Genomic DNA, 26,093 nt, shown 5'->3' on the forward strand with positions numbered 1-26,093 from the left:
TCCACACCAGCCGGATCGTGAATGGAGGATTTCGTGTTTTAACTTGTTTATATTTGATTATGCTTGTTTATTTCGGAATTTGCAAGCGTTTTATCGCGGTCTGTATATAATAATAGTGTGAAATGGAGGATCAGAAGGGTTAAAATAAAAAAGGATGTGATAAGTCAGAGGAAATAGATGAACTTCTAGTTCAGCATGCGTCTGCTATGCTGAAGGATGCCGGAACTTACATAGATATTTGACTTTAGAAGTCAAAAACATAGTTTTCGCGGACAATATGATGCGGTACGATATGCTGTCTGTTATAATCTATGGTATGCAGTGTAATACGTGGTTTTATATAAATATAAAGGAGTATGGAATGAAGAGATACAATAGTATGGAGGTAGAGGTTATCAAATTGGGGCTTTTTAATATAGAAGCCCTTGGGTTGTCAAGCAAAGAAGTATTAGAACAGAGTGTTATCTGGCTCAGAGAGAAGTACGAGACAACAGGTGATGCGAGGTATCTGGACAAAGCAGTATGGCATATCTATGCTTACCTGGAGATGGGCTATCCTTACGAGAGCGTGAGGGCAAAATTCCAAGCTGTATTAGAGGCACTTGGGGAGAAAGAGGAAGATGTGTTCCCCAAACGAAGCTGGGGAAGTAAGAAGATACCTTTGAAGAAGATGCGGATCAATCAGTTGTTGGGAAAATGGAACCGAGGCTTACAGTCGATGAAGATATCTGACGCAGTGGAGGATATCATGGAAAAAGCATTGAACAAACAGATTGGAGAATATACATATCACTGCGGAAAAGTGATAAAGCAGGACGGGGAAAATACTTTATGGGAGAATACCTGTAAGCTATATGTCCGGGAAGAGGAAGTTGTGTTTCACAATGTAAACAAAGGAAAATATTATATTCTTGGGGAATGAAATGCGGCTTCGGATATTTTTCATGGTCAAAAGAGGTGTTTTGAGGACAAATAGATGAAATTAATTCGATTTGTGGTATCATATGAAGTATGTGAGGCAAAATAGGATCTGACAGGGGAGAAGACAGGTGATGAATATTGCACTTATAGATGATGAGGCTGCAATTTTAGAAAATGTCAGAAAGTGTGTGGAGAATGAGATCGTGCCGCAGGATGAAGTGAACCTCTCTGCTTATACACGGGCGGAGGATTTTCTTCAGGAAATGGAACAGGGATATGAGTTTGATATCTTGGTTTCGGATATTGATATGCCGGACATGGGCGGTCTGGAATTAGGGAGGCGAATACACGAAGAGGGCGGCGGCCCATATCTGGTATTCCTGACGGCATATCTTGAGTATGCGGCAGAGAGTTATATCATAGAAGCATATCAATATATTCTCAAGGATGATATGGAAAAGAGACTGCCGTCTATTCTGAGACAGTTGATTGACCGGGTGAAGAAGGAGAAGAAGCAGTTCAGGATGATCGGTACGCCTACAAGCAAGGTACGGGTATATTATAAGGATATCATATATATAGAAAAGGAAAAGGGAGCAAAATATATTTGCTATATAACCGCACACGGCGCTTATAAAGAAAGGATTTCCTTAAAAAAACTGAGCGAAGAACTCGTAAGCGAAGAATTTATTTTAATTGAACGAGGACATATTATAAATGTTTCGCACATTGCCAGTATGAAGGATGGTATGGTCCAGATGGATAATGGGGCAAGGATCTTCGTCAATAGAATCAGCTTCAAAAAAATAAAAGAGCAGATCAGTCTGTACAGGGGGAATCTGTAATGGGTATTAAGGCTCTTCTTATAGGGATTGCTGTTTTTGAAAGCGGAATGTTGTATTGGCTGTTGTGTGGAACAGTATTAGAGAAAGAATATTTTCGAAAAAAAGATTGGGTAATTCTATATGTAAGTATTGTCGGAAATGGTATAAATATAGGAGGAAATCGCAGTCTGATCTTTTTTTCGAGTACTGCATTTCTTATAGGTGTTGTTACCACATGTATATGTGTGATGTTGATAAATGGGCGGTATAGATTTTTAAGAATTATCATAACTATTTTGTATCATACCATTGTAGCGCTGGCGGATTTTTTCGCAGCTTTTATGAGTATGATAGTAATAAGACATGATTTTAAAAATGCGGTCTATTTATTTGCGAATTCAACAATGGAATGTATACTCTTTTTATGTGTTAGGCTTATCGTTGCGTGCTGTGTATATCAGATCGTCAGACAGAAATTTGATAAAGCATATATACGTGAATTTCAGAGCATATTGCTGATCATTATGATAATGCTGTGCCTGATATTAAGGTTCTATCAATTTGTAATTGTAAGAATGATGTGTGAAGGAAAGGAGCAGGAAGGCGGGATAGCGGGGCTTTCTCTTTTGGTAGTTGTATTTGTCATTCTTTTTTCAGGAATGGTGTACTTGAAGAATAAGACGCTTGAAAAGGAGAAGGAACTGCTGATTATGCGTGATGCCATGGTGACGCAAAGATATGAAGAATTAGAAACAGTTATGGAAAAGAACCGGCAGTTATCCCATGATCTGAAGCATCATATGTTAGTCTTAAAGAATTATAAGATAGAAGGAAATTATGAAGGGATAGATGATTATATAGAAGAAATAGAACAGGAGTTTTTTAATGTAGAGAGAAAGGTCTGGACAGGAAACCAGATTGCGGACATGCTGCTGGAGCAGAAGAGGATTCTGGCAGAACAGGAGGAAATAGCGTTTACGATCCAGACAGTACCTATTGTAAAATGGTTATTTAATGATTGTGAAACGTGTTCCCTGTTAGGCAATGTGTTGGATAATGCCATTGAAGCGTGTAAAAGAATGGAGATGAGTGCGGATAGGTGGATATCCATAAAAATAGAGAATCAAAAACAGCTACTATTTATAAAAATAGAAAATTCTGTTTGTGAAGCGCCGGTTATGAAGGATGGGAGACCTGTGTCTGTGAAACAGAATAAAATGAGGCACGGGTATGGGCTGAAAAGTGTGGAACGAATTGTAAATAAATATGAGGGAATGATCATGTACCAAAGTAAGGATCAGGTTTTTCAAGTTAAGCTTTTGTTTTAGGTTTTGACAGTCAAAAATGCATTTTTACGGACAATGGGTTGACGTGTAAAAAAAGAAAAAATATTATATAGATACAATTTTAATTTTAAGGAGGAAGATTTGGAATGATAGATACTTTGTATAGAAATCATTCTCCGTCAACAGATCGGTCAAGATACCAGACGCCGAGTAGAAACTGGAAAGACAGTTCGGGCGATGTATTCAAAACCAGAATATCTGGTAATGCGGTTTACATTGAACAAACCTCTGTTGGAAAGGGAATCAGTTGGGACGATTTGGAGAAAATACCAGGTAAATATGCTTTAAAAGATGGTAACTCAATTACTGTTTATTATAGTACGGGCAATTGTGGGTATAAGTTTTTCCATGCCGCGGAGTCTACGGACGACTATCCTGTTCTGGTTGCAAAAGGTGTAGATGAGCATGGAAAGTATTTTGAAGAAAAGATCAACGTGAAGCAAATTAATCCATATAATACAAGCACCCTTGAATTGCAGGCATTGGCACACTTCAAGCCGGGAGATAGAACGATAGGAAATCCTTACGATTGTATGCAAGGACAGGAAAAGGGACTTCAGGAAAGATTTAATTTTGTTTCCGGAGCTCAGACATTGATCAATGCATGGAGGAGAATCGGTCATGCAGGGCAGGCTGCCCAATGGAGTGATGAGCTTAATTTCCTGCTCAATTATACGGAGAATACTGCCGGCCCAGACAGTAATGACAACAAATATCTGTTAAATGTATCTTTTTTTGAGGGTATTTCTGAGGAATCCAGGAAAAATATGGAATTATACTGCAATGCTGCAAGAGAGAGACTGGCTGCAAATATAGCAAAGAAATGTGAGGGTGATTTTATGGAAGTAGGTTTTTATACAAACAATCATGTAAATACATATAATAATAAGACTGCAAAAAGTAAAAACACATATAATGGATTGGACATTTTGGGGCCATCGGCGCCGAATGATGTGAAAGATGCCTGGAATAAAGCGGAGAAAGCAAGCGGTATGAATGGGTATGGAATGGATTCAGGAGGGAAGCTTACTTGTTTGACGGAGTTGTTTGCCATGTCAATGGTGAGTGCTTATAATGGCGGAGGACGCGATATCTTAGGCAATACTGCGTATTCGGCAAAAACAGCGGTTCAAAAGGCGCTTAGCAGGATGGGGATACCTCAAAATAATGAGGAAAAAAAGGAAAAGTTTTTTTATGAATCATTTTTGCGTTTTTTAAACTAACATAAATATGTCAAATCTAGAGAGAATTCCATGGAACCCCAGGTCTTTAAGAGTTGGAGGTTCTGTGGGATTCTTTTTTTACGTCTCTGAGATTTCGGTTTTGTTTTCCGGGAGGCAAGGGCGATATTGCTCCGCAACGGTCAGGCTTATGGGGAGATTACAGGTGAAATTCAAGAACAGTGATGGTATAATAAGGATATCTGTCAGAGAGTGATATTTGCACGATAAATGCGCCAAAGAAGAGGGAGAAGGTGACAGCAAAATGGGAAGCTGGGAGCAGTGTGATGCAGTGATGGAATATCTTCGGGACCTAAATCTTTTATCAATTACTCTTCGGATTATTCTGTCCGTTCTTATCGGCGGTATACTTGGGATAGAGCGGGGGACCAAGAACCGTCCGGCGGGGCTTCGGACGTATATTCTGGTATGTCTGGGGTCGGCTCTGGTGATGATGACCAATCAATATGTATGTACCGCATATCAGACCGGAGATCCGGTACGGCTGGGAGCGCAGGTGGTCAGCGGGATCGGTTTCCTGGGGGCAGGAACGATCGTGCTGACCGGAAGGAATAAGATTATGGGAATTACGACGGCGGCAGGTCTGTGGGCTGCCGCATGCTGCGGACTGGCAATCGGGATCGGTTTTTACGAGGGCGCCGTTTTGGGCGGACTGGCAATCGTATTTACGGTGTCAGGGCTTCTTAAGGTTGATATCTGGATCAGGAGGAAGTCAAGATATCTGGATCTGTATATTGAGTATAATGTTGAAAACGGCGCTTTCAGCGGGCTGCTGCGGTATGCCAGGGAGCATCAGCTGGAGGTGAGCAATATCCGGGTGAATAAAGGCTTCTTCGGATATGAAAGGAATGGGAAGCCGGGAACGCTCAGTTATACGGTGACGGTTTCCAGCCAGATACATCGTACGCATGCGGAGATCATAGAGGTTCTGGCACATGAAAAAGGAGTGCAGTTTATAGAAGAACTGTAATAGAATAGAATGTCCTTTGGCAGGCAAAGAAGGAAAAAGAAATGTATAGGATAGCTGTATGTGAAGATGAAAAATATATATTAGAAGAATTACATCAAAAAGTAGAAACATCTTTTGGATATGATGCTCCCGGGGATCAGCGGGATTGAGGTTGCAAAACAGCTCTATCGCAAAAGCCGTATCATTTTTATTACTTTTTATGAGAAGTATGCTTTGGATGCATTTGAGGTGGATGCTGTACATTATTTGATAAAACCTGTCTCAGATGAACGTCTTTATTTGGCGTTGGATAGGGCAATAGGCCGATTGGAACAAATAGATCATAAGATGCTGACGCTTGTGAAGGCAGGAAAAACGAGAATAATTGATATACATGATATCTTATATTGTGAGGTATTTAACCATCAAGTGATCATCCATACGATGCAAGACGCTTACGATTACCCGGGATCATTGGATATGTTGGAGAATGAATTGGACGGGGGGTTCTTCCGCTGTCATAGAAGCTATATTATAAATATGAAGTATGTTATAGGGCGGGAAGAAGGGACGGCAATCATCTCGAGAGGAGATAGAATATTAGTTTCAAGGCGTAAACAAACAGAGTTGCAAATTGTTTCCATTGGATTTTATATTTGGTGGTTATTTATTAATGGTTGGCTTTATACCGCGGAATTTAGTTTTATACAAAGTTTTACCGGGATACAGGGTAAAAAGTATATGATACCATATGTTTTGTTAAGTGATACGCTTACATTTTTAATGATGTATTGCAATAGTGCAGGAGTACCCAGATTGATTCTGCATATGGGGCTTATCGTCTGCTTTTGCAGGTTTTTGTTAAATCTGAAGTGGATAGCTGCAATTGCTCCAACAATGATTGTTTTGACACTTTCTACTTTTATGGAGGGATTCCAGACAATTTCTATGCGCTGGCTGGTAAAGCAGAATGTTGGAGAGTGCATAGGAATCGTAATACAGATGCTTGTGTCAGGAACGCTGGCCATATTATTAGTTATAACATTGCAATTTGTTGCTAAAAAGTATGCCTATACAGGACAGCAAAAAATATCATCTTATCTATATGCACTGCTTCTGCCGTGTGTATTTATTGTGTGGGTAGTCCGCAGCGGGCTTGGACTGGATATGCGGATGAATCAGTCTTTTAAGGATCAGTCTGATCTTTGGGCTTTGATATGGATTTTGGGAGCATGTGCTATTTTTTTTATTATTTTGAAATTAGTTAGTAAGATTATCACGTTATCCAAAGAAGAGACAGAACAAAAAGGCTGCAGGATCAAATAAAGAGGCAGTATATATATCTGGAAGAAGCAAAAAAAGGCAAATGCAATTGACAATGCGATACAAGCCTGTATAAAAGAAAAGAATGTTCATCCTGAAATAGTAATCGCTGTGCGTAGAAGGCATCACTTTTTAATTGCAGAAGTAACGAATACAAAGCTTCCAGAGAATTATACATTCGAGTATGGAACTGGTTTGGAAAACATTAAACACATTGTTGAAAAATATGAAGGAACAATGGAAATAGAAACAAGTGAAAATTGCTTCAGACTGTCAATATTATTGTGTTTGCTGCCGTTTGCGAACATGGAATGACCGTTTACGAAATGGGTCTTGTAAAAATAAGATTAAATCCGATATGCTAAGTGAGAGTTAAAATAAACGAATATGGAGGCAGACAACGATGATCAATAATATAAGACCCAATTATATCAATCCATTGACGATGGTAAAAAATAACAAGCAAGCGAAACCCTTAGGTTTAGAAAGTATGGATAAAGCAAGGGAGAAGAGGCAAGAAGCTTTGGAGGCTGAAAAACAGTCAATACAAAATTCATTATTGTTAATGAAAGGAACTTCTGGCAATGGAGAGACGCCGGAAGAGAATATAAAACTATTGGAAAAGAAATTAGATGAAATCACCGCTGAGATTAAGACTACCAGACAGGAGGCAATAAAGAATGTACCGATAAATGAAAAACAGGCGGAAGAAAAAGCTATCATTCATGGAGATTTTGACACATTCAGGCAAAAACAATGTGAGGAACCTCTGGGATGTTACAGAGTTGTAAATGATAATGATAAAGGATATAAAATAGAATATGATGAACTTGATGGAAGAAGTCAGGAAGGATACTAAATGAAGGTTTATGGGAATTATAATAATATCTTTGCAAAGTTGAACCAAGGATGTAATGGCCATCAGAATGGAAATAATAAAAACTCAAATATCATGGGGAAATTACATGAGTTAACGCTGTTTATGAATCCGGTTTCAAAAGATAAGGTTCATATTTCGCAAGAGGGTCTTGAGTATATAAAAGGAAATTTACATTATATACCAATGCCGCAAGAAGAGCAGAAAGTGTACGATTACATTCAGTCTCATCTTAATGTCAATACACTAACGACATGCGACAGTACAGAGATTATATCTAAAGATTTGCGGAAGATGTATAATGATTTACAATCAAAAGAAGCGGATTTTTTAGATATTAGCGGTCATGTCGGGAATTTGATGAAAGCATATACACATATGTATAATAAGATTGTAGATGGATATAATGACGGCACCAGGGAAGTGTGGATACAAGATAACAGCACAGGTGATGACTTTAACGGGATAGAGTTTATGAGTAATGGAAGAATAGAACGCTATAGAAAACTCACGATGGAAGAAGAACTTGCTGCATTAGACCAGGCTTTTGAAAAGTATGCGAAGGATATTGAAGATGGTGTGAATTATGCGATTATGATTGACAGAGTATCTCCAAGCGTACTAAAAACGATGGAAGAGTTGAAGAAGATAGCCGAGGAAAGGCATGATCGGAATATAATGCAGGAATTGGAGGCAAAAGAAAATATAACGCAGGAACGTGAACTGAAAGAAATAAAAGAGAAGTATGAACGCCCTAAGAAGGTGCCGATATATCAGATGTTAATGGATGCGAGATTAGACTTCTATAGAGTAGAGCATGCCACCTTTAACTTTTGCGGAGGTGGAAAAATTCATCAGTGTATGGTAAAATTAGGAGACGAATACGCAAGCTCTGGATAGGATATACTGAAGGAGGAATATAAGTGGCAAATAGAGAGGTCGGCTTTGTGGTGGATGATGAATATAAGGCATGGATAGCGAATATAAAAGACAGAATAAAACATAGCCAAATAAAAGCTTCTGTTAAGGTAAATTATGAGCTGCTTGATTTGTATTGGGATATAGGCAGAGATATCGTTGCAAAGCAGAAAAATGCAAAGTGGAGCGATGCTTTTCTTACAACAATGAGCAAAGATTTGCAGAAAACTTTTCCTGATATGTCAGGATTTTCGGTACAAAATTTGAAAAGTATACGATATTGGTACAAATTTTACAACTCCGATGAAAATGGCTTACAGGCTGTAAGCCAAATGGAACTAATTGAAAAAATGGTTAAAGGTATCCCGTGGGGATATAACCAGAGAATTATGTATAAGTGTAAAGATATTCAAGAAGCCTTATTCTATATACAGAAAACGATGGATAACGGTTGGAGCAGGACTGTCTTGGAGCATCAAATAGACGGAGGTCTATATAGTAGACAGGGTAAAGCTGTTACTAATTTTCAGTTAAAGCTGCCAGAACCTCAGTCTGATTTAGCAGAACAGACATTGAAAAATCCGTACAATTTTGATTTTTTGACACTGAGGGAAGAATATGATGAAAAGGAATTAGAAGAGGCTCTTATCAACCAGATTACTCAGTTTCTATTGGAATTAGGTACTAGTACAGCATTGCGTAATTAGCAGTGAATTCTGCACTCGCTATCTGTGCCAGCTGCACGCCTCCAATCCTAGACGTAGCCCGCTACGCCGTCGGCTTGTAGACGCACATCTGACGCAGATATCAAGCACATTATACACTGTTAATTATGCAATGATGTACTAGCCATATAACGCAGAATGATTTTTCATATGCAAGGCGGAGGAATGAGGCGTAGTGGGCGCTACGCCGATTGACAACAACGACGCAGATGGAAAATCAGGCAAGTTATATGGCTGGTTACTTATTATTCGGTGTACTAGGCAGACAGGTACATTTGCGTGTCGGTAAAAGCGATTTCTATATAGACTTGCTTTTTTATCATGTCCGTCTGCATTGCTATGTTGTCGTAGAGTTAAAAACAGAGAAATTTAAGCCAGAATTTGCAGGAAAATTAAATTTTTATGTGACTGCTGTCAATAAGCAAATGAAAACAAAACAGGACAATCCAACGATTGGAATTCTTATCTGCAAGGATAAGGATGATGTTGTCGCCGAGTATGCACTTGATGATATTTCACAGCCAATCGGGATTGCGGAATATGAATTGACGAAAGTACTTCGTGAAGGATTTAAGAGCAGCCTGCCGATGGTTGAAGAAATAGAGAACGAGTTGTCTGAATAAATTGGCTTACGAGCTGTAAGCCAATTTTAGGCACAAGTCAAAATTATACAGAGTCACATCATTTAATTTGGTGGAGATGAGTTTGTTATGTAAAAAACAAATTATGATTGCTCACACGTTCATTGGCTTTGCATCTAAAGTGTCTGGCTCTTTGATGACTGGTACTTGTATATTTTGTGCTCAATCAAAACTTTTTGCTTGCACTTCCGATAGTAGGCGGGTAATTTTTCTTTGCTCAATATTTTTTTTCGTATTGACGAATAATAGAGTCATTTAGTTCTTGGCTGGGTTTTTGTTTTATTCTAAGTGCTTTTCTCAATAACAGTTCTATTTCGTTTTTATTGTTATTGCCTTTTGAATGATTCTTCATAAGTTTTCATCTCCCTTTATCTTGTTAAAAATTCCTTCTGCCATTCTCTGCGCCAAGATTTCCTGATAGTCGTTATTTAACAGCTTTTGACTCTCAGAATAATTTGAAAGAAATCCCATTTCCACCAGAACAGCAGGTATTTGAGTATTCCGCAAAACATAATAGTTTTCGGTTTTTGCATATCTCGTTTTCACGTCATTGCTTAGCGAAACTGCATGGATTATGCTTTCTGCATATGCTTTGCTTTCCGTTGCGTCTGGACTATTGTAATAACATTCCAAACCTGCTATCTGCGCATCATCTTCATAATAGTTGCAATGAAGGCTGATAAAAAAATCTGCATTGGAATCGTTTGCAACAGAAGTCCGCTGTGCAAGGCTCATCTTCTCATCGGAGTTTCTGGTCAGAATAACTTCAATATTGTTATCCTCCAGAATCGTTTTTAACTTCAATGCAACCGAAAGGTTAATATCCTTTTCTATAATCTTTCCACTGACAGTCCCACCGTCACTTCCGCCATGTCCTGCATCTATGATGACGCAAAACTTTGAAACGTAGTCAGCTGTTGAAGTAATAGGAGCAGTACCATTGCCAGCGTTCGTATCTGTATATGTATTGGTATATATATCTGTGCATATATCTGTTTTTTTATCTTCCTTTGTAAACTTTTCGCATATGTAAAGACAGCCGCAAATCATAAGTATTATCATTATTACTGGTATCAGTATAACGACTGCCCTGAGCAGATAAGCTATCACAAGCCGTTTGACCTTTTTTCTCTTTCTGTGTTGTTTTTTATCCATTGCCGCATTTGTTCCTCATTCCTTTTTCCAAAATATATTGTTTCATAGGAAAGTCAAAAACTGGTCAAGAATTAGGCATTATTCAACGACTTTTTGATAAAACGATGTTCTCCCCGCTTTCTTTTGCTAATATATAAATGTTGCCGGCATCACAAGTAACCGACATTGCGGGCGTATCGCTAATCAATCTTTTGTTGTTCCCATCCTTGTCGCAGGAATATACACGATTTCCGTCTGTTCTGGAGACATAATAAATCGACTGCTCATCCATGCAGAAATCATACGCAACTACTTTTTCATAAGTAAAAGTTTCGCCGCTTAGAACATGATACCTTGTTAAAACCGATTGCTCGTTTTTGTAAAAAATGTTTTCTCCATCGAATGAGATATTTCCACTTGTAGGGACGTCAAGTTTTGTAATGCCTTTCGTGAAACGGTTTACTTCTGTTATACCATCATTGCCAATGAAAAATATGCTGTCATTATTTATAAAAAAATCATGATGGAACTCTAAAAACTTCCATTTATCACCCGTCTCATAATCAATGCCAAAGAGGGAACGGCCAGAATTTGTAATCTGTTCAAAAACGATTTTTTCCTCAAAAGTATCTAAATTAAGTTCTACTACCGACACTTTTGTTATACTGCTGTTATAGTTTCCGACACGGTTCACATAGCTCTCCGTAACCGATGTTGTATAATATAGATATGGTGAACATACACAAAACGCACATACCTTTTCTTCATCAGAAAACGCCCCAAACATAGGTGAGCGTACTAAATGAAGCATTTCTCCCGTGGAAGCATTTTTAAGATAATAATCAAAAGATTCTGCGTCCTGTGTTATTTCATAGCCCATACAATCATATTCCGCCGATGAATTATAAATAGAATTCTGGATTTTTCCGTTATCTGAACATCCTGTCATTGTCAATACAAAACTAAGTATGATAGCAAGAGTCGGTACATTCCGCATTTTCCTTGTTTTCATTTGCCATTTGTTAGAATTGCTCCGTAAAATCCAAGCGGCAGCCAAAATACATAAGAATACGGATACTGAAAACAAAATCAGCAGTGTAATAGTATGAATCTCTGCAAAAACAATTTTCTCATCACCTGTAAAAGCATCACTTAAAACAATATCTCCTGCAAAAAAGTCTGTTCCGAGCAGAAATGGCAAAGGCAGCGGCAGACGGTAAATAATTGTTTTGGATAGACCCACATAGGGAATAATGACCGATACTGCACCTGCAAGCAGGGTCACCGCATATTTTTTCGCCAAAACAGAAATAAACATAAGAAACATTGCTAAAAACACGCTGCCAAAAAGACGGAGCAATCCTATATATATATATCCCTCGAATAAAGTTATGCTTTTGTTGCTGCCTGCAAAGTAACTAAGGCTTTGGATGGGATAATTCCCATTAGGCAGTCCATATTTGAGGCTGTAAAATCCGTATTCAATGAGCGATATGCTTACGCACATCAAGAGGACGCCTGAAATAACAATGAGCAGCTTATGCAAAGAGCCTTTTCGTCCCTCTTTTGCGGTCAAAATCAAAGCATCCATCTGGCAGCTATACTCGGAACAGAATACGGGCGTAACCAAGAGCAAAATGCCAAGGAAGAGGACAAAATTAAGCGTACCTTTGCCAAGAAGCCCCGTCCATCCGTTCGTTTGAAGAAAATAGCGGTTTTGGGCATTTTCGCAGATGTAGAGATATTGCTGATATATGACTTCAAATCCATTTTGATGTTCCAGAACATTTTTGATTTCCTGGCTCTCTTTTTTATATTCACTTTCACTGATTTTGCCATCATAGTAGCTTCCCAAAAGATAGCTTTTCTTCCCCTTGGCTTCTGCAATTCTCTCTGCCTCCTGTTCCAGATAGATAGAGGATTCATCAGTACAGTATCCATTTACCTTTTCAAGATACCATTCATATTCACTTTTGTACTGTTCCATTGCACTATTATAAGGATTGTCTGATGCAACGAGCCAAATGGTGCCAAGTAATAGAACAAGGACGATATAGCAAAGCCCTTTTTGGTGGAGCATTATCTTTTTTATTTCGTACATGAATCCAGACATTTTATCCTCCTGTCCCGGCAATGGCAGTTCTTCTTAGAAAGTATAACCATTACCGTTATTACAGCCATTCCCAATATTACAGCAAAAATAATAGCTGCCAAAAAACTTTGTATCGGATAGCCCGCAAAACCGATAAATTCAGTCTTACCGAACAAAATGCGGTTAGTGAGCAGCGAATATGGGTTTATTATCTTTAGCCAAATATTGCTTGAGTAACTCTGTGACGCACCTGTAATAATCAAACATAAGGCTGCTCCAAAGTCAGCGACAAATGGGATAAGAGCGTTACGCCAAAACATGGAAATCAATAGGAATACCATACTCATAGTCCATATGCCGATTGCTTTTGTAATTGCGGATAGAACTACATATTGCCACAAATTGCAGTTTACCGCAGCCGTACTGAAATTGCTGATGGCATACAGAGGAAGATTATATCCTTCCATTGTTCTAAATGAAAAGGAAAAACCAAGATAATCCAGTACGGAAAACCATATTACAACACTTATTACAAACAAAGTAACTGCAACAATTTTAGCGAATACGGTTTTTTTACCGCCATTAGGGTTCGTCAGTAACAGCATATCCATCTGCGTTTCCTTTTCATAGACGAAAGTGCCGATAATTCCGTATAAACAAAGGAACAAAACCAATATATTTGAAAAATCATAGTTTAAATAATAGTTATACATTTCCTGATAGGCAAAAGCTGGTATATTCCGTCCAGAATAAAGATTGTAAATTACACTGTTTTTACGCACTTCAAAGTTAAGTCCTTGTTCCTTGTAAAATGCAGCATTTTCTTTTGCCTTCTTTGCTGCTTTCGAAGCATAGGTCCGATAATTATAGAAATATTCCATAGGCTGTACATAGTATTTTTCTAAGATGTTTTCGTCACTATATATATTTCCCGTCATCGTATTCGGGTCATCTGTGTCTGTGCTTGCCGTCATATCAGCCGTAGCGTCTGCTAACGGCTGATATAGGTCAAGAAGATTGTTGATTTTATCGTTAGTTATCTCACCGCGATATTTCTCATAGAGCTGCCAATACACGCTGTTCCAACTGCGGCTGTCTTTCCCGTCTGCCAAGTAGGAATAGGAATGAAATTCATTATTTATTTTGAACAGGTTTATTACGCTGAACAGAATAAGTACAACAAGTATTGACCGCTTGCAAAACAATTTGTAAAATTCATATCTGATTAAGCGTGTCATTTTTTCTCTCCAATGTCTTTCGACTCTCGCGGCATTCGTCAAATGCTCGTGCGAGCACGGCACTTGACTCATTGCCCGCGGAAATAATATAAAAATACATCTTCCAAGTTAGGGGAAGCTTTTACTGCGTTTGTTGCGGGCGAACTATCGCTTACAATCCTTACTGAAAAATTTTCGCCCTGCTGCTTCATATTACTGACATAATATTTGTTGCTAAGACAGGCAGCCTCTTTGGCGTTTGTTGTCACTTCCCACACTTTACCATAGATACTCTGTTCTAATACGTCGGTAGTTCCTTGCGTAATCAAAGTGCCTTCTTTGAGAATAATAATCTCTTTTGCAATACACTCGACATCAGAAACGATATGGGTAGCCAGCAAAATCGTCCGTCCCTGTGCAAACTGTGAAATCAAATTGCGAAAGCGGATGCGTTCACTTGGGTCAAGTCCTGCCGTAGGCTCGTCTAAAATAAGGATTTTAGGGTCGCCTAACATTGCCTGGACAATGCCGACTCTCTGCCGCATACCACCAGAAAGAGCGCCAATCTTTTTATCTTTCGCATCTAAAAGGTTGACAATGCCCAGAAGCTTAAAAGCTCGTTCTATTCCTTGTTCCGCAGGGATTCCTTTTAATGCACACATATATAACAGGAAATCTATTACCGTAAAATCCCGATAGAAGATAGGGTATTGCGGCATATATCCGATTTTTGATAAAAAGTCTTTGCCCATTTTTTTTGCATCTTGACCGTCTATCAAAACAGTTCCATTATCGCTGCCCAAAATGCCGACAAATATATTTATCAGCGTTGTTTTTCCTGCGCCGTTAGCCCCTAAAAGTCCATAGACGCCCTCCGAGAGTTCAGTGGTAAAATTCTTTAGGGCATATTTACCTTTATACTGTTTTGAAACATTCTGAAATGATACTTTCATAGATTATTACCCCTTAAAGCCAAATGTTGTTATCAAGGTGCTTACCTCGCCAATACCTCGCCCAAGCACAACGATACAGGCGTCGGATTCATCCAAAATTAAAATCTGCGGGACACGCTGGAAGTAAGTACCGTTGTTGTCCTTGACCGTTTCAGTATGGATAACTTTTCCCGATACTGTGTCATAAATATTAATTGTTACGCTTGCCTCTCTCAAAATGGAAGTAGCAACATATTTACCTTGCTCAGAGCAGAAAACCCCGTCCTTTCCTTCGCTGCTGCTTGAGAATGTAATCTTTTTTTCTGTATTAGATGCAGTATCAAGCATTAACAGCGTCCCATTATTTTTGTTAAAGCTCTGGGGCATGGCAAGTATATTCCCTCCCTTTTGAACTTCTTCAACATTCACTTCATAGTCGGCTTTTTTTGTAATACTAAGACTTGCATTGTCTGTAAATACTGTTCCATAAACAGAGACTCCATCCCCGCCATTAGAGCTTATTCCCATGCCTACATAAGTTAAAGTTTTATCTCCCGTAAATGCAAGACTATCCATCGTTACAATCTCCATATTATTTGCCCTGCCATTTTCGGAATAGCTCAGAATGGTACGTACCTTTTGGGAAGAAGTATCATAGAGGTAAAGTCCTTGTAATCCGCCGAAAGCGATTTGTTTTCCGTCCTGTGAAATGGCGACACTCGCCATTTGGAGGACAAAATCATCATTTAGCAGCCCACTAAAGGAAATCGTATTCACAACAACAAAATCCTTATTTAATAGGTATCCTTTTATTCTATTACTGCTTTGTGCCGTTGCAAACGAACCCGTGCTGCCGCTGTCATTTTCTTCACCGACAATGAAATATCCGTCCGAATAAGGCTGCACACATAACTCATTCAAAAAAATATCCGCACTTGCTATAGTCTCTCTTTTCCCAGTATCATAAAGATAGAGCTTATCTGCTGCAACAATAATCCGATTGCCATCAGCATAATAACAGCCGCTGACCTTTCCAGAGAAAGCCGAGCCATTCACTGTGCCAACATCCATAGTACTTTTATCTGTATCACTATTCTGTGGGTTGGACTTATTATTGTCGCTGCTTCCGCTTCCTGTTTTTTCCGATGTGTTATCTTCTTCGGATTGTGGTGCATCTATGGAGCTTTCGTTTTCAGAACGATTCACATTTTCCTGACTATTACCACAAGCTGACAGATTAAGAGCAAAAGCAAGTATAAGCATAATGCACATAAATCTCGTTTTCATTTTTCAGCCCTCCTTATAAAGCAGAATTGAGCCTGTCTTATTTGTAGAACAATCATTGCTTGTAGCAACAGCTACCGCATAGAAAGTATTGAAGTCATCTAATTTAGAGGGGTCTATGATGGCTTCAATTATCCACACATTTCCTTTGCTTAATGTTGCATCGTATGAAATCACTTTATCAAACGATATGGGCTTATGATTTAAGAAGAATGATATGCCATACCTTGTACCCGGCGTTCCGCAAATCGTGTAACGTACTGTAAGCGTATCTTTATTGGTAAGATTGATATTGTCATACACTAATTCGCCATCATAGGAAATAGTCGAATAAACGCCGCTATCCAATGTATCCATAGTAATTCCATCCCAACCGTTTTTCACAAGCTCATTTTCAATAAAAGAGGAAGTGATTTTTTCTTCTGCAACGCTGACATCACGAAAAATATTTTCACTTTCTCCATAAAAGATATCGCTGTCTGGAGCATCCTCATTAAAATGCAGTTTCAGCACTCTTTCAAGGTGTTGGTGATACCAGCCGTAACTTGATGTTTCTTTCATATCGGGTTGGAAAGCGGGATTGGTAATGCTCATGATTGAAATATTTAGGGTATCACCTTTTTTTCCCGTGTTCGGTGTAAACACAAACGAAAATTTTTCTTCGTGTTTTTCTGATGTTTGGAAACAATGGAGATACTCATATTCCGCCCTCGTATCATTCACCTTGTATGCCTGCGGCTTTCCGTCCAAAAAGAGCAGGAAGCCTATGTTATCCAATTTTCCCTCTGATACAAACTGATAGTCCAAGATAAATTCTCCGCCGTTATACTCATACGGTAAAACACTTTGGTCATCAGCTCTGGTGGGACTCACTTCCTCGTGGCTGAGAAAACCTAAAGAGCCATCTTCCTCTGATTTTGTGAATGGATTTTCTTCCGTGTTTTGCGGGGGAGCTTTCCCGTCCTCTATGTTATAATTTCCGCAAGCTGTCGTAGTGAATAGCAAGCCGCAAATCATAACTAATGATAATATTCGTTTTCGCATTGTTTATCCTCCTGTCATATTTGGTGTATTTCAATTATAAAAACCAAATGTCAAAATGCGGTCAAGGAATAGAAAATTACATAAAAAAACCAACAAACTGTGATTTCTCACAAGCCTGCTGGTTCTGCGTATTATGTGTCTTACTCTTTATGTATTTATGTTGCTCAATAAATGGGAATAAAATTAAGTCAATCCAGTATCCAATACAAATGTATCCAACAATCGGATGGATCAATTTTATTTCATTTGTCAAAACAACAGCAAGCAGAAGACCTATCAAAAGAAGGACAATGCCGATACCTGCCGAAAAGCGAACAATCTTGTCCATCTGTGCAAAAGAACCGATACATAGTATGATAGCGGGAATCCATACAGCCAGATGAAATACAACACCAAGATAATTAAATGCTCCTACCCCCTCTTGAAAAAGTATTTTAAAAGTTTCAGTAAAAAACCATGAATCCTGATTGACTATCAGCCCATTAGGAAAAATATTATACATTGGTACAGCAAAACTGCATAACAATAGAACAACTGAAACTGTTTTCAAAATTTTATTTTTTCGTTCCATCTACGTTTCTTCCGAAAAATAAATAATCTCAGTACACCTTATTAAAGATTAAGGCAAAGGTATCATATTTTGATTTTCCAATATGTCAAATGGGAAGTTGTCATCTCACAAATTCTTTGAAAGATACAAGACCAAATCGTCATCATTTTTGCATTCCTCATATGGTTTATCTCATCCATCAATCCCGAATTTGCGACGAGGGAAACGCTTTCATCAGCGTTTCCCTAAATGGAACATATTACTTGGTGTCAGCTTCTTCATTGAGGGGCTTATAGTTGCTGTCCATGTAGTTCTTTTTACCGAAGGGAACGTAATTTTCATCCAATAAAATCAAATTTCCGTTTCCCAAATCAGGGAACTGCCGCGCAACCTCCTTGAGCACTTCCCATTCATCTCGGGTATTTTCTTTGTTGTCTTCCTCCACCTGTCTTAGCGCTTCTTGAACAGACTGCTGATCTGCCGTTCCCCAATAGAGAGGATGGGGCTGGAAGGAAGAATGGTAATCGCCGCCCTCATAGCAGAAAAAACAGGAGCAGGGGATTTTTTCAAATAGAATTTTTTGCGCCCCGTCAAGCTCCTTTACCTCCAGACAGTAGCACCCATTTACGGTTGCCGCACCATCCCGCGCGGTCATGTTTGCGATTGCCATGATAGTAAGGGGTTCCATTTTCACGATCATGCCGGGAACCAAAAGCCCCTCCTCGTACATTTCCCGTAAATACTCGTCAGAAAATTTTCCGACAGCCCGCCATAGGAAAAACAATGCAAGAAGGAAACAGATAACGGCGGGAATCCAGCTTTTAAACAAAGAAATTCCTGACATACATAGGAAACACACGCAGATTATCGCAGAGCTTCTCCGCTTTTTGACGACGGCTTTTATTATTTCATCCTTTTGCCGTATCCGGCTCACATCTGCATGGATGCCGGATTTTACACTTGCCTCAAATTGTGAATAATCGACCATTTTTTCCTCCGTTTCTTACATTTCTGTAGATTCCTAATATTTTTTATAGATATATTCAGTAAAAATCCGATAAAAACAATATACAATCCAGACCACCCAGGTTATTTCCCACTTGTGTGATATTACAGAAATCATCAAATAAAGAACAGCAACAGTAATAGCAATCATCCAATTCGTTATTTTTTTCTTCTTGGTTATTTCATTTGCTGATACTTTTACAACATCTGACAACAGACTTTCATATTCGTTAGCAACGTTGTTTTCTGTTCTTTTGCCCTTGAATAATTCTGCTATGGAAATCCCCAGGGATGCAGCTAATGGTTCAATAAGAGATACATCTGGAAATCCGATACCTCGTTCCCATTTTGAAACAGCTGCACTTGATACTCCCAATTCATTCGCTAAATCCTGCTGCGTGCGATTTTGTTCTTTCCTGATAGCAGCAATCAGACTGCCTGTTTTTTGAACGTTCAATATTTTCACCTTCTTTCCGATTTTATAATATCACAAGAAACACCATATTCAAGAAACGCTCCGTTGAAATGTTAAACGCTGCATTGGATTTATGCAAATCCTCCATGGTTGGCTTTAAGCACGGCACTTGACTCATTGCTCGCAGAAATAAAAATATCAACTCATTTTGTGGACTGCAAGTTTAATTGTTACAGAAGCTCCACTCGGAGTAACATTTGAAAGTTCTAAACATCCGCCGTGTTTCTGGCTAAGGACACGGCTTGTAGCCAATCCCAGTCCCATATGTTCACCCGTTTTATCCTCAGAATAAAGAAAGGTATTCTTTTTGCGGAGCATTGCCTTTGAAAATCCTTTGCCGTCGTCTGTAATGGTTATAGTAAGTACATCATCAATAAATGTGTATAGGAAACTCACTTTGCTATTAGCATACCGAATGGCATTAGAAAAGATATTCTCAACAATACGGTAAAATAGTTGCTCATCTAATTTTACTTGACATTCGGATACTGTAGAATGATATTCAATCTCCAGGCTATGCTGTCCTGCAATAAGTGAAAGGCTTTCTGTAGCATTTTTCAAAAAATCTGGTAGCTGAACGACAGAATACTTTGTTTCGGTTTCTTCAATGATATTCAAATCACGAATATAATCTGTATAACGCTCAAGTCGTTTTGAGGTTATCGCAAGGTTGGATAGTGTATGCTGCAATTTCTCATCATTCAGACTTCCATTTGTAAAGCATTGCTGCATATATTCGACATAGCCCTCTATAATCGCAATCGGATTTCTGAGGTCATGTGCCACTGATGCCTGTAAAATTTTCCGCTGCTCAATCATATTCCATAGCTGTCGGTTGTTATCATACAAAGCTTGCCGCATTTCTTCAAAAGCTGTGCAGAGCCTGCCTAATTCATCGTTACTGTTATAAGCAACTGTAAAATCAAGGTCTTGACCCTTTATATGCTTTGTTGCATCTGCAAGAATCTGAATTGGCGGCGATAGCTTTTTCCTATAAAACCACCATGCACATAACATGATTCCTATAACTGAATAGATAAAAGGAAGCCCTACCATAGAAATGCTTATTGCTCTATATAGTAACTGTTGTTTTGGGCGGAGTGTGGAGAAGCTGGATTCTATTCTCTCTATTGTAAATTCTGTATCCCCCAACTTTTCTTCTTCCGATTTAGCGGGGGTAAGTATAGACACTTTAGAAGGTTCATCAAGTATCAATCTTTGCTTTGCCTCAGATACCGTCCCATCTGCCATAATAGTCTGTGTATGCAGCCAAATTTCCTGTGAATCGGGGAGGATATTCTTCTGCACATGGTAACAGATATAAATTGTCAAAGCAGAGGATGTAAAAACAATTATCATTGTAATGGCAACCGTCCAGATAAATGCACTTTTAACAGATTTTACTTTCTTCATTTTTTCCATTTATATCCCATCCCCCAAACTGTTTCTATATATTCCTTGCCCGTAGCTTCAGTCAGTTTATTTCTGATTTTTCGGATATGCTCTTTAATAACATTGCTGTCGCCCTCAGCATTAAAGCCCCATACGGCTTCGTATATCCGTTCTTTATCAAATATCTGGTTAGCGTTACTCATCAGAAACTCGACAATATCAAATTCACGATTTGATAAGTTCAGCGACCTTTCTCCATAAAAAATTTTGCGTTCAGCAAGATTTACAATTAAGCCTTGTGAAGATACGATTTTAGGAGTACACTTGCTTCTCTCATCCCTCCGCAGGTGAGCCGCCACCCTTGCGGTCAATTCTTGTAAACTAAAAGGTTTGGTTATGTAGTCATCGCCGCCGACCTGCAAACCGTTTACTTTGTCCTGTTCTGTAATCCGAGCTGTCAAAAACAAAATAGGGCAGGTAACATTATTACGGATAATCTTGCATAGTTCTAATCCGTCCATTTCGGGCATGTTGATGTCAAGCAAAATTAAATCTGGATATATATTCAACATTGCTATTGCCTGCTCCGCATCTTCCGATACGAAAGTCTCATATCCACAATCCTGCAAGTGGCTTGATAATAATTCAGTCAGCATTTTTTCATCATCAACAATGAGTATCTTATATGCCATAGCAAAAACCTCCTAATCCAAAATATTATAAAGCTTAAAAGTCAAAAAGTGGTCAAGTTCCTACTTTTTTTCGAATATCAACAGGCTTTTGTGTATCTTTCAGAATAAGCCATATCCGATAGATGTTTATTGCGCCCTCAATCTGATTTTTTTAGATATCTGCCGTACCCACCGAAGTGATACGTTCTATTTTTTCGCTTTCCTGTGCTGCCATATATTCAAATATATCTGACTGCCCAACATACCATAATATTATATCCATCAATATGAACTATAACAAGTCTGCAACCGTAAATGTTCACTACAACATTATATCGCATGGACTTTGGCAAGAAAAATAATCTTACGCAGTCAATTGGATGTTTTTTTGATGAAGCGGAACTGACTATCATAGCGGGGACGGCGAAGGGGATATGTAAGGCAAAAGAGCAGCCAGAGGATTGACCTCTGGTTTCCTTTTGCCCTGTCCAACTAATAGTTAGGGCATCCCCAGAGTTGCCCTCCACGGTATAGACCACCCCATTCTCGAATTTTTATGATTCCCACACACGCCCGCCAAAGCCGTACCAGCTCCAATAAGACTGCCCGCCCTCGTTGCCGAGATGCGTTAAGGCAACTTCCATAATGGCTTGATTGCCGTCACTTGTGAATGCCCGCCCGTATGGGTAGTAGCGCAGCACATGGGCGGGCTATTGCGTGTCGCCGTACTTCTCCCAACCGAGCCGCTGTGCCTGCATTGCGGAAAATTCCACCGCATTTGCATAGGAATAGCCGCCGTAGTTGGTCTTCGCCCATGAGATATACCCGTTGCCGAAGTTGTAGCCCTGCAAGGCGAGCTTGATACGCTCCAGGTCAATCGGGTTCTCCACCTCGACTGAAACAAGGGCGGCTTTTAATTCCTGCACGCCGCACTCGATGGAATATTCGGGGTCTTTGATGCCGTTCGGCTCATGGGGGGGACTTCTTGTTGAAGCTCCCTTCCGCTGCCTGCATCGTGTCGCTGCCTTTTCCCCCCAGGTTCCTGCATCATCACCGCCTTTATCGTATAGGAAGTGCTTTCGCTGCTTTATAGGAAATTCCGACCTATTGAGACACAAAGAAAAACATATGTTAGATAGATATGTGTTTAAGGTATACAAAACAGACGGTCAAGGATTTAGAAGATATAAAAACCTTCTTCTCCAAAATCGTCTTCAAACGGGTCATCGTCATTTTTAAAAGAGTGTCCGATCCTGGCTTCCATTACATTGAGAAGTGCGGTGCGGAAAGAATTACGGAGGAAAGTATAGTTAAAGTGATTGACATTACGCCAGAAACCGTTATCACTGTAGCCGCCCTCAGAGATCAGGCAGAGGATGTGTGGGTTCCATTTCAAATCCCTGCCAAAGGTATGGAGAACCATGATAAAACCGGGAGTGAAATTCATGGACTTATTTTGCTTGAAAAACAGTTGAGAAACAACGCTGTTTACAGCATGAAAAAGACAGTCAAGCAGGGAGCGGTCAATACCATGATATGGGAAGCAGAGTATGATTCTATGGAGGAAGCGGTTAATGCTTTGAAGATAATACAGGAGAATCCAGAACATGATGCGCTGCTGGAAAAGCAGATTTGTTTTATGCGGGATTCTTATGTGGAGTTGTACCAGCAGATAGGGTAGATCACATAATAATTGCGGCGGTGAAATGAAAGTGATATAATAATTACAATAAATGCGGACTGCATATTCGTTGGGGAGGTCTTATGAGTAAGGACAGTATACCCGAAGCAAAAGGCGGCACGCCTGAAGCATTGGGAGAATCAAATAAAATATTGATATTAAACTGCCTTAGGACAAGGGGAACGATGTCAAGGGCGGACTTATGCCGGCACTTGGGCATGAGTTTTCCGGCGGTCTCGTCCAATGTAAAGAGCCTGATCGATATCGGATATGTGGTGGAGGTCGGTGAGGGGGACAATTCCCTGGGACGCAAATCCACGCTGCTGTCTTATCATGCGGAACGGGGATTTGTATTAGGAGTCGATCTTGGGAGGTTCCGCATCCGGGTGATGTTCGCGGACCTTCTCGGCCGGGAATTGTCAAGCCTTGAGAGGCCGACGAACACTGAAGACGGCGGGATAGGGATTGTCGACGAGCTCAGAGAGATGCTCTTAGATGTCGCTGCAGCCAGCGGAAAGGATAAATCCGCTATCTTAAGCATCTGTATCGGCGTCCCGGGAGTTCTTTCAGAAGACCGTGTTACTTTGGCCCCCTTTTTGCCGCCGATCGATCTGGCTCAGATCAGAACGAAGATCGGGGAAGAATTTACGGTGCCTGTCGTCATTGAGAACAGCATCAATCTGGGTGCGCTTGGGGAGATGTGGCATGGGGCAGGCAGAGAGCTTAAGAATTTTGCGCTGATCAACTACGGAGTCGGTGTCGGGGCTGCATTTATCATCAATGGTGAATTATATCCGGGGGCACACCGGGCTTCGGGAGAGATTGGATTCATGGTAGGGGATCCGTCGAAGCTTCGGACAGAATTTGACGAGGTCGGAGTGTTGGAGAATACGATATCCAGAGATAAGATCCAGAACTATATCATGCGGCCTGATTTCCAGGATGAGATCAATAAGCTGATTGAGAAATATAAGAAAAACGACGTCTATGCGAAGCTTATTCTGGATGAGATATTTTTGTATGTAGGGTGCGCCCAGCTAAGGGCTTGGAATTCGGTGGGTGAAAGTCCTACGGTGTAAGGTACAAGCTATACCGCACCAAGCGAGTCTTGGGTGGACAGCAGAGATGCTGTCTGCTAAGCGTAGACAGCGAGATTGCAGGGCATAACTGCACATAGCTTCGATATGAAAATGAAAGTGGGAAGGCAGAGGTGCTCCTATACACTGAAAGCAACACAACTGTAGTCACTAAGAGCGAGAATACAGTTGCTTCCCCGGAGTTTTGAGGTTGGTCATGCAATCAAGGATTTCAAGTCAACTGGAGGAGGTCTGTCTGGTTCCAGATGAGTTGCGTACATCAGGTATGCGGAACAACTGTCGAAGGGAGAACCGCAAATGGCCAGCAGAAGTCGGATGGCCGAATAGTACACGGTAAAACATACAGTGGAAGTCGAGAAATGCCTGTCCTCGCAGGCTAGCCATGCAAAGTCATATCAAAGAGGAAACATAGACTGTACGCAGAGACAGGAGGAGCTATGGAAACGAAATTGGCGAGAATATCACAACTATCAGGCGAACATCCAGACATGGTATTTACGTCCATAGGGCATTTGATAAATAAGGAATTATTAAAAGAGTGCCACAAGGAAATGGATGGAAAGAAAGCAGTAGGAACCGATGGGATAACCAAAGAGGAATACGGGGCAAGGCTGGAGGAAAATCTGGAAGAATTAGAGGAAAAGCTTAAGAAGAAAGCGTACAAGCCCAAGCCAGCAAAAAGAGTGGAGATACCGAAAGAAAACGGAAAGACACGGCCGCTCAGTATCTATTGCTATGAAGACAAACTGGTGCAGGAAGCATTGAGACGAGTACTGGAAGCAGTGTTCGAACCGCATTTCTATGATGAAATGATGGGATTCCGACCAGGGAGAAGTTGTCATAAGGCATTAAGAAAGCTGAACGGAATGCTGGAAAAAGAAAAGACAAACTGGGTACTGGATGCGGATGTAAAAGGATTTTTCGACCACTTGGACCATGAATGGATAATAAAGTTCATAGAATCAAGAATAAAAGACCCAAATATCATCAGGCTGGTACGCCGGATGTTAAAAGCCGGAATCATGGAAGATTACAGATATGAAGAGACAGAGGAAGGAGCCGGACAGGGTTCGGTCTGCTCACCAGTAATCGCAAACATATATATGCATTATGTACTGGTGTGGTGGTTCAAGGAGAAAATGCAGCCGATCATGAAAGGGTACGCAGGGCTGGTGGTATATGCGGATGATTTTGTAGTCTGCTTTCAATACAAAACAGACGCAGAGATGTTCTATGAATATTTAAAGCGCAGAATGATGCACTTTGGACTGGAAATGGAGGAGAAAAAGACGAGGCTGATAGAATTCGGCCGATTTGCAGAAAGGAACCGGAAAGAACGTGGAGACGGGAAACCGGAGACCTTTACATTCCTCGGATTCACGCATTACTGTTCGCATGGAAGAACGGGAAAGTTCAGAGTGAAGAGGAAGACCAGTAAGAAAAAACTAGCAAAGAAAAGCAAGGAAATAAATGCTACGATAAGAGATATGAGATTTCTACGTATAAACCAGATAGTAAAGAAGCTGAATGAAATCTTAACTGGTTACTATCATTACTACGGAATTACTGACAATTCAAGAAGCCTGAACTCATTCTATAATGTAGTATGGTTCAGGTTATTCTACTGGCTGAATAGAAGAAGCCAGAGAAGAAGCTATACAAAGGAAGGATATAAGGAATTGATGAGACAATTCCCACTCGTCCGACCACGTATCTATGTAAGTATATACGGATAGTTGTAGATGTATTAGCTT

26 protein-coding genes and 2 pseudogenes are annotated in these 26,093 nt (G+C 39.9%); 14 read left to right on the forward strand and 14 right to left on the reverse strand.

What is annotated here, in order from left to right; translation table 11 throughout:
* Nucleotides 1-361: 361 nt before the first annotated feature.
* The 11 genes from VSQ62_RS06875 (at nt 362) to VSQ62_RS06925 (ending at nt 9,747) form a co-directional block, all read left to right on the forward strand.
* Nucleotides 362-922, forward strand: coding sequence for a hypothetical protein (locus tag VSQ62_RS06875; RefSeq protein WP_286154104.1), 561 nt, complete (start codon nt 362-364; stop codon nt 920-922).
* A gap of 130 nt (nt 923-1,052) precedes the next feature.
* On the forward strand, nt 1,053-1,766 hold the full coding sequence (locus VSQ62_RS06880; RefSeq protein WP_334633937.1) for a LytR/AlgR family response regulator transcription factor: 714 nt from the start codon (nt 1,053-1,055) through the stop codon (nt 1,764-1,766).
* A gap of 326 nt (nt 1,767-2,092) precedes the next feature.
* The gene (locus VSQ62_RS06885; RefSeq protein WP_334633938.1) at nt 2,093-3,073 is read left to right on the forward strand and encodes a sensor histidine kinase; all 981 of its coding nucleotides are present in this window, start codon (nt 2,093-2,095) and stop codon (nt 3,071-3,073) included.
* A 104-nt stretch (nt 3,074-3,177) separates the two neighbouring features.
* On the forward strand, nt 3,178-4,314 hold the full coding sequence (locus VSQ62_RS06890) for a hypothetical protein (RefSeq protein ID WP_334633939.1): 1,137 nt from the start codon (nt 3,178-3,180) through the stop codon (nt 4,312-4,314).
* A 217-nt stretch (nt 4,315-4,531) separates the two neighbouring features.
* Nucleotides 4,532-5,302, forward strand: a complete 771-nt coding sequence (locus VSQ62_RS06895) for an MgtC/SapB family protein (RefSeq protein ID WP_334633940.1) — start codon at nt 4,532-4,534, stop codon at nt 5,300-5,302.
* Between the two features lie 120 nt (nt 5,303-5,422).
* A complete protein-coding gene (locus VSQ62_RS06900) occupies nt 5,423-6,607 on the forward strand; it encodes a LytR/AlgR family response regulator transcription factor (RefSeq protein WP_334637589.1) in 1,185 nt (394 codons plus the stop codon).
* A gap of 45 nt (nt 6,608-6,652) precedes the next feature.
* Entirely contained in the window at nt 6,653-6,919 is a 267-nt protein-coding gene (locus VSQ62_RS06905) for a GHKL domain-containing protein (RefSeq protein ID WP_334637590.1), read from the forward strand.
* Between the two features lie 88 nt (nt 6,920-7,007).
* Nucleotides 7,008-7,463 (forward strand): hypothetical protein, encoded by a 456-nt coding sequence (locus VSQ62_RS06910; RefSeq protein ID WP_334633941.1) that lies wholly within the window; start codon nt 7,008-7,010, stop codon nt 7,461-7,463.
* On the forward strand, nt 7,464-8,381 hold the full coding sequence (locus tag VSQ62_RS06915) for a hypothetical protein (RefSeq protein ID WP_334633942.1): 918 nt from the start codon (nt 7,464-7,466) through the stop codon (nt 8,379-8,381).
* Between the two features lie 23 nt (nt 8,382-8,404).
* A complete protein-coding gene (locus tag VSQ62_RS06920; RefSeq protein ID WP_334633943.1) occupies nt 8,405-9,106 on the forward strand; it encodes a PDDEXK nuclease domain-containing protein in 702 nt (233 codons plus the stop codon).
* 209 nt (nt 9,107-9,315) lie between these two features.
* Nucleotides 9,316-9,747: a PDDEXK nuclease domain-containing protein gene (locus VSQ62_RS06925; protein ID WP_502957722.1), complete on the forward strand. Its 432-nt coding sequence runs from the start codon at nt 9,316-9,318 to the stop codon at nt 9,745-9,747.
* A 235-nt stretch (nt 9,748-9,982) separates the two neighbouring features.
* Here VSQ62_RS06925 and VSQ62_RS06930 read toward each other — a convergent pair whose 3' ends face one another.
* The 12 genes from VSQ62_RS06930 to VSQ62_RS06985 form a co-directional block, all read right to left on the reverse strand.
* Nucleotides 9,983-10,117 carry a hypothetical protein gene (locus VSQ62_RS06930; RefSeq protein ID WP_334633944.1) on the reverse strand — a complete coding sequence of 45 codons (135 nt, stop codon included), beginning with the start codon at nt 10,115-10,117 and terminating at the stop codon, nt 9,983-9,985.
* Nucleotides 10,114-10,920 (reverse strand): N-acetylmuramoyl-L-alanine amidase, encoded by an 807-nt coding sequence (locus VSQ62_RS06935; RefSeq protein WP_334633945.1) that lies wholly within the window; start codon nt 10,918-10,920, stop codon nt 10,114-10,116. The genes VSQ62_RS06930 and VSQ62_RS06935 overlap by 4 nt, the downstream gene beginning before the upstream one ends.
* A gap of 82 nt (nt 10,921-11,002) precedes the next feature.
* On the reverse strand, nt 11,003-13,012 hold the full coding sequence (locus VSQ62_RS06940; protein ID WP_334633946.1) for a DUF5050 domain-containing protein: 2,010 nt from the start codon (nt 13,010-13,012) through the stop codon (nt 11,003-11,005).
* A complete protein-coding gene (locus tag VSQ62_RS06945) occupies nt 12,988-14,229 on the reverse strand; it encodes an ABC-2 transporter permease family protein (protein ID WP_334633947.1) in 1,242 nt (413 codons plus the stop codon). Before VSQ62_RS06945 ends, VSQ62_RS06940 begins: the two co-directional genes overlap by 25 nt.
* Nucleotides 14,230-14,297: 68 nt before the next feature.
* Nucleotides 14,298-15,161 (reverse strand): ABC transporter ATP-binding protein, encoded by an 864-nt coding sequence (locus tag VSQ62_RS06950; RefSeq protein WP_334633949.1) that lies wholly within the window; start codon nt 15,159-15,161, stop codon nt 14,298-14,300.
* Nucleotides 15,162-15,167: 6 nt separating this feature from the next.
* The gene (locus tag VSQ62_RS06955) at nt 15,168-16,427 is read right to left on the reverse strand and encodes a hypothetical protein (protein WP_334633950.1); all 1,260 of its coding nucleotides are present in this window, start codon (nt 16,425-16,427) and stop codon (nt 15,168-15,170) included.
* Nucleotides 16,428-16,430: 3 nt separating this feature from the next.
* Nucleotides 16,431-17,468 (reverse strand): hypothetical protein, encoded by a 1,038-nt coding sequence (locus tag VSQ62_RS06960; RefSeq protein WP_334633951.1) that lies wholly within the window; start codon nt 17,466-17,468, stop codon nt 16,431-16,433.
* Nucleotides 17,469-17,544: 76 nt separating this feature from the next.
* Nucleotides 17,545-18,039: a hypothetical protein gene (locus tag VSQ62_RS06965; protein WP_334633952.1), complete on the reverse strand. Its 495-nt coding sequence runs from the start codon at nt 18,037-18,039 to the stop codon at nt 17,545-17,547.
* 238 nt (nt 18,040-18,277) lie between these two features.
* Complete coding sequence (locus VSQ62_RS06970; protein WP_334633953.1) at nt 18,278-19,006, reverse strand: DUF3239 domain-containing protein; 729 nt, start codon at nt 19,004-19,006, stop codon at nt 18,278-18,280.
* Between the two features lie 33 nt (nt 19,007-19,039).
* Nucleotides 19,040-19,480: a helix-turn-helix domain-containing protein gene (locus VSQ62_RS06975; RefSeq protein WP_334633954.1), complete on the reverse strand. Its 441-nt coding sequence runs from the start codon at nt 19,478-19,480 to the stop codon at nt 19,040-19,042.
* 156 nt (nt 19,481-19,636) lie between these two features.
* A complete protein-coding gene (locus tag VSQ62_RS06980; RefSeq protein WP_334633956.1) occupies nt 19,637-20,920 on the reverse strand; it encodes a HAMP domain-containing sensor histidine kinase in 1,284 nt (427 codons plus the stop codon).
* Nucleotides 20,908-21,582, reverse strand: coding sequence for a response regulator transcription factor (locus VSQ62_RS06985; protein WP_334633958.1), 675 nt, complete (start codon nt 21,580-21,582; stop codon nt 20,908-20,910). Before VSQ62_RS06985 ends, VSQ62_RS06980 begins: the two co-directional genes overlap by 13 nt.
* 318 nt (nt 21,583-21,900) lie before the next feature.
* On the opposite strand from VSQ62_RS06985, the gene VSQ62_RS06990 reads away from it, so the two are divergent.
* Complete coding sequence (locus VSQ62_RS06990; protein ID WP_334637591.1) at nt 21,901-22,026, forward strand: hypothetical protein; 126 nt, start codon at nt 21,901-21,903, stop codon at nt 22,024-22,026.
* Nucleotides 22,027-22,127: 101 nt separating this feature from the next.
* Here the strand turns inward: VSQ62_RS06990 and VSQ62_RS06995 are convergent.
* Both VSQ62_RS06995 and VSQ62_RS07000 read right to left on the reverse strand, forming a co-directional pair.
* Nucleotides 22,128-22,624: pseudogene (locus VSQ62_RS06995) on the reverse strand (lysozyme family protein); the annotation flags it as partial.
* A 117-nt stretch (nt 22,625-22,741) separates the two neighbouring features.
* Nucleotides 22,742-23,086 (reverse strand): annotated as a pseudogene (locus VSQ62_RS07000) (transposase); the annotation flags it as partial.
* Between the two features lie 239 nt (nt 23,087-23,325).
* Here VSQ62_RS07000 and VSQ62_RS07010 point away from each other — a divergent pair.
* Nucleotides 23,326-24,321 (forward strand): ROK family transcriptional regulator, encoded by a 996-nt coding sequence (locus tag VSQ62_RS07010; protein WP_334633959.1) that lies wholly within the window; start codon nt 23,326-23,328, stop codon nt 24,319-24,321.
* A gap of 455 nt (nt 24,322-24,776) precedes the next feature.
* A complete protein-coding gene (ltrA, locus tag VSQ62_RS07015; RefSeq protein WP_004070134.1) occupies nt 24,777-26,075 on the forward strand; it encodes a group II intron reverse transcriptase/maturase in 1,299 nt (432 codons plus the stop codon).
* The last annotated feature ends 18 nt before the right edge of the window (nt 26,076-26,093 follow it).

Source organism: Sporofaciens sp. JLR.KK001 (genome assembly GCF_036941055.1).
Classification (GTDB): Bacteria; Bacillota; Clostridia; order Lachnospirales; family Lachnospiraceae; genus Sporofaciens.

Coding starts and splice junctions, on each gene's coding strand:
- VSQ62_RS06875 (WP_286154104.1), top strand. CDS start 362: ATGAAGAGATACAATAGTATGGAGGTAGAGGTTATCAAATTGGGGCTT.
- VSQ62_RS06880 (WP_334633937.1), top strand. CDS start 1,053: ATGAATATTGCACTTATAGATGATGAGGCTGCAATTTTAGAAAATGTC.
- VSQ62_RS06885 (WP_334633938.1), top strand. CDS start 2,093: ATGATAGTAATAAGACATGATTTTAAAAATGCGGTCTATTTATTTGCG.
- VSQ62_RS06890 (WP_334633939.1), top strand. CDS start 3,178: ATGATAGATACTTTGTATAGAAATCATTCTCCGTCAACAGATCGGTCA.
- VSQ62_RS06900 (WP_334637589.1), top strand. CDS start 5,423: ATGATGCTCCCGGGGATCAGCGGGATTGAGGTTGCAAAACAGCTCTAT.
- VSQ62_RS06910 (WP_334633941.1), top strand. CDS start 7,008: ATGATCAATAATATAAGACCCAATTATATCAATCCATTGACGATGGTA.
- VSQ62_RS06915 (WP_334633942.1), top strand. CDS start 7,464: ATGAAGGTTTATGGGAATTATAATAATATCTTTGCAAAGTTGAACCAA.
- VSQ62_RS06930 (WP_334633944.1), bottom strand. CDS start 10,117: ATGAAGAATCATTCAAAAGGCAATAACAATAAAAACGAAATAGAACTG.
- VSQ62_RS06935 (WP_334633945.1), bottom strand. CDS start 10,920: ATGGATAAAAAACAACACAGAAAGAGAAAAAAGGTCAAACGGCTTGTG.
- VSQ62_RS06940 (WP_334633946.1), bottom strand. CDS start 13,012: ATGTCTGGATTCATGTACGAAATAAAAAAGATAATGCTCCACCAAAAA.
- VSQ62_RS06945 (WP_334633947.1), bottom strand. CDS start 14,229: ATGACACGCTTAATCAGATATGAATTTTACAAATTGTTTTGCAAGCGG.
- VSQ62_RS06950 (WP_334633949.1), bottom strand. CDS start 15,161: ATGAAAGTATCATTTCAGAATGTTTCAAAACAGTATAAAGGTAAATAT.
- VSQ62_RS06955 (WP_334633950.1), bottom strand. CDS start 16,427: ATGAAAACGAGATTTATGTGCATTATGCTTATACTTGCTTTTGCTCTT.
- VSQ62_RS06960 (WP_334633951.1), bottom strand. CDS start 17,468: ATGCGAAAACGAATATTATCATTAGTTATGATTTGCGGCTTGCTATTC.
- VSQ62_RS06965 (WP_334633952.1), bottom strand. CDS start 18,039: ATGGAACGAAAAAATAAAATTTTGAAAACAGTTTCAGTTGTTCTATTG.
- VSQ62_RS06970 (WP_334633953.1), bottom strand. CDS start 19,006: ATGGTCGATTATTCACAATTTGAGGCAAGTGTAAAATCCGGCATCCAT.
- VSQ62_RS06980 (WP_334633956.1), bottom strand. CDS start 20,920: ATGGAAAAAATGAAGAAAGTAAAATCTGTTAAAAGTGCATTTATCTGG.
- VSQ62_RS06985 (WP_334633958.1), bottom strand. CDS start 21,582: ATGGCATATAAGATACTCATTGTTGATGATGAAAAAATGCTGACTGAA.
- VSQ62_RS06990 (WP_334637591.1), top strand. CDS start 21,901: ATGGACTTTGGCAAGAAAAATAATCTTACGCAGTCAATTGGATGTTTT.
- VSQ62_RS07010 (WP_334633959.1), top strand. CDS start 23,326: ATGAGTAAGGACAGTATACCCGAAGCAAAAGGCGGCACGCCTGAAGCA.
- ltrA (WP_004070134.1), top strand. CDS start 24,777: ATGGAAACGAAATTGGCGAGAATATCACAACTATCAGGCGAACATCCA.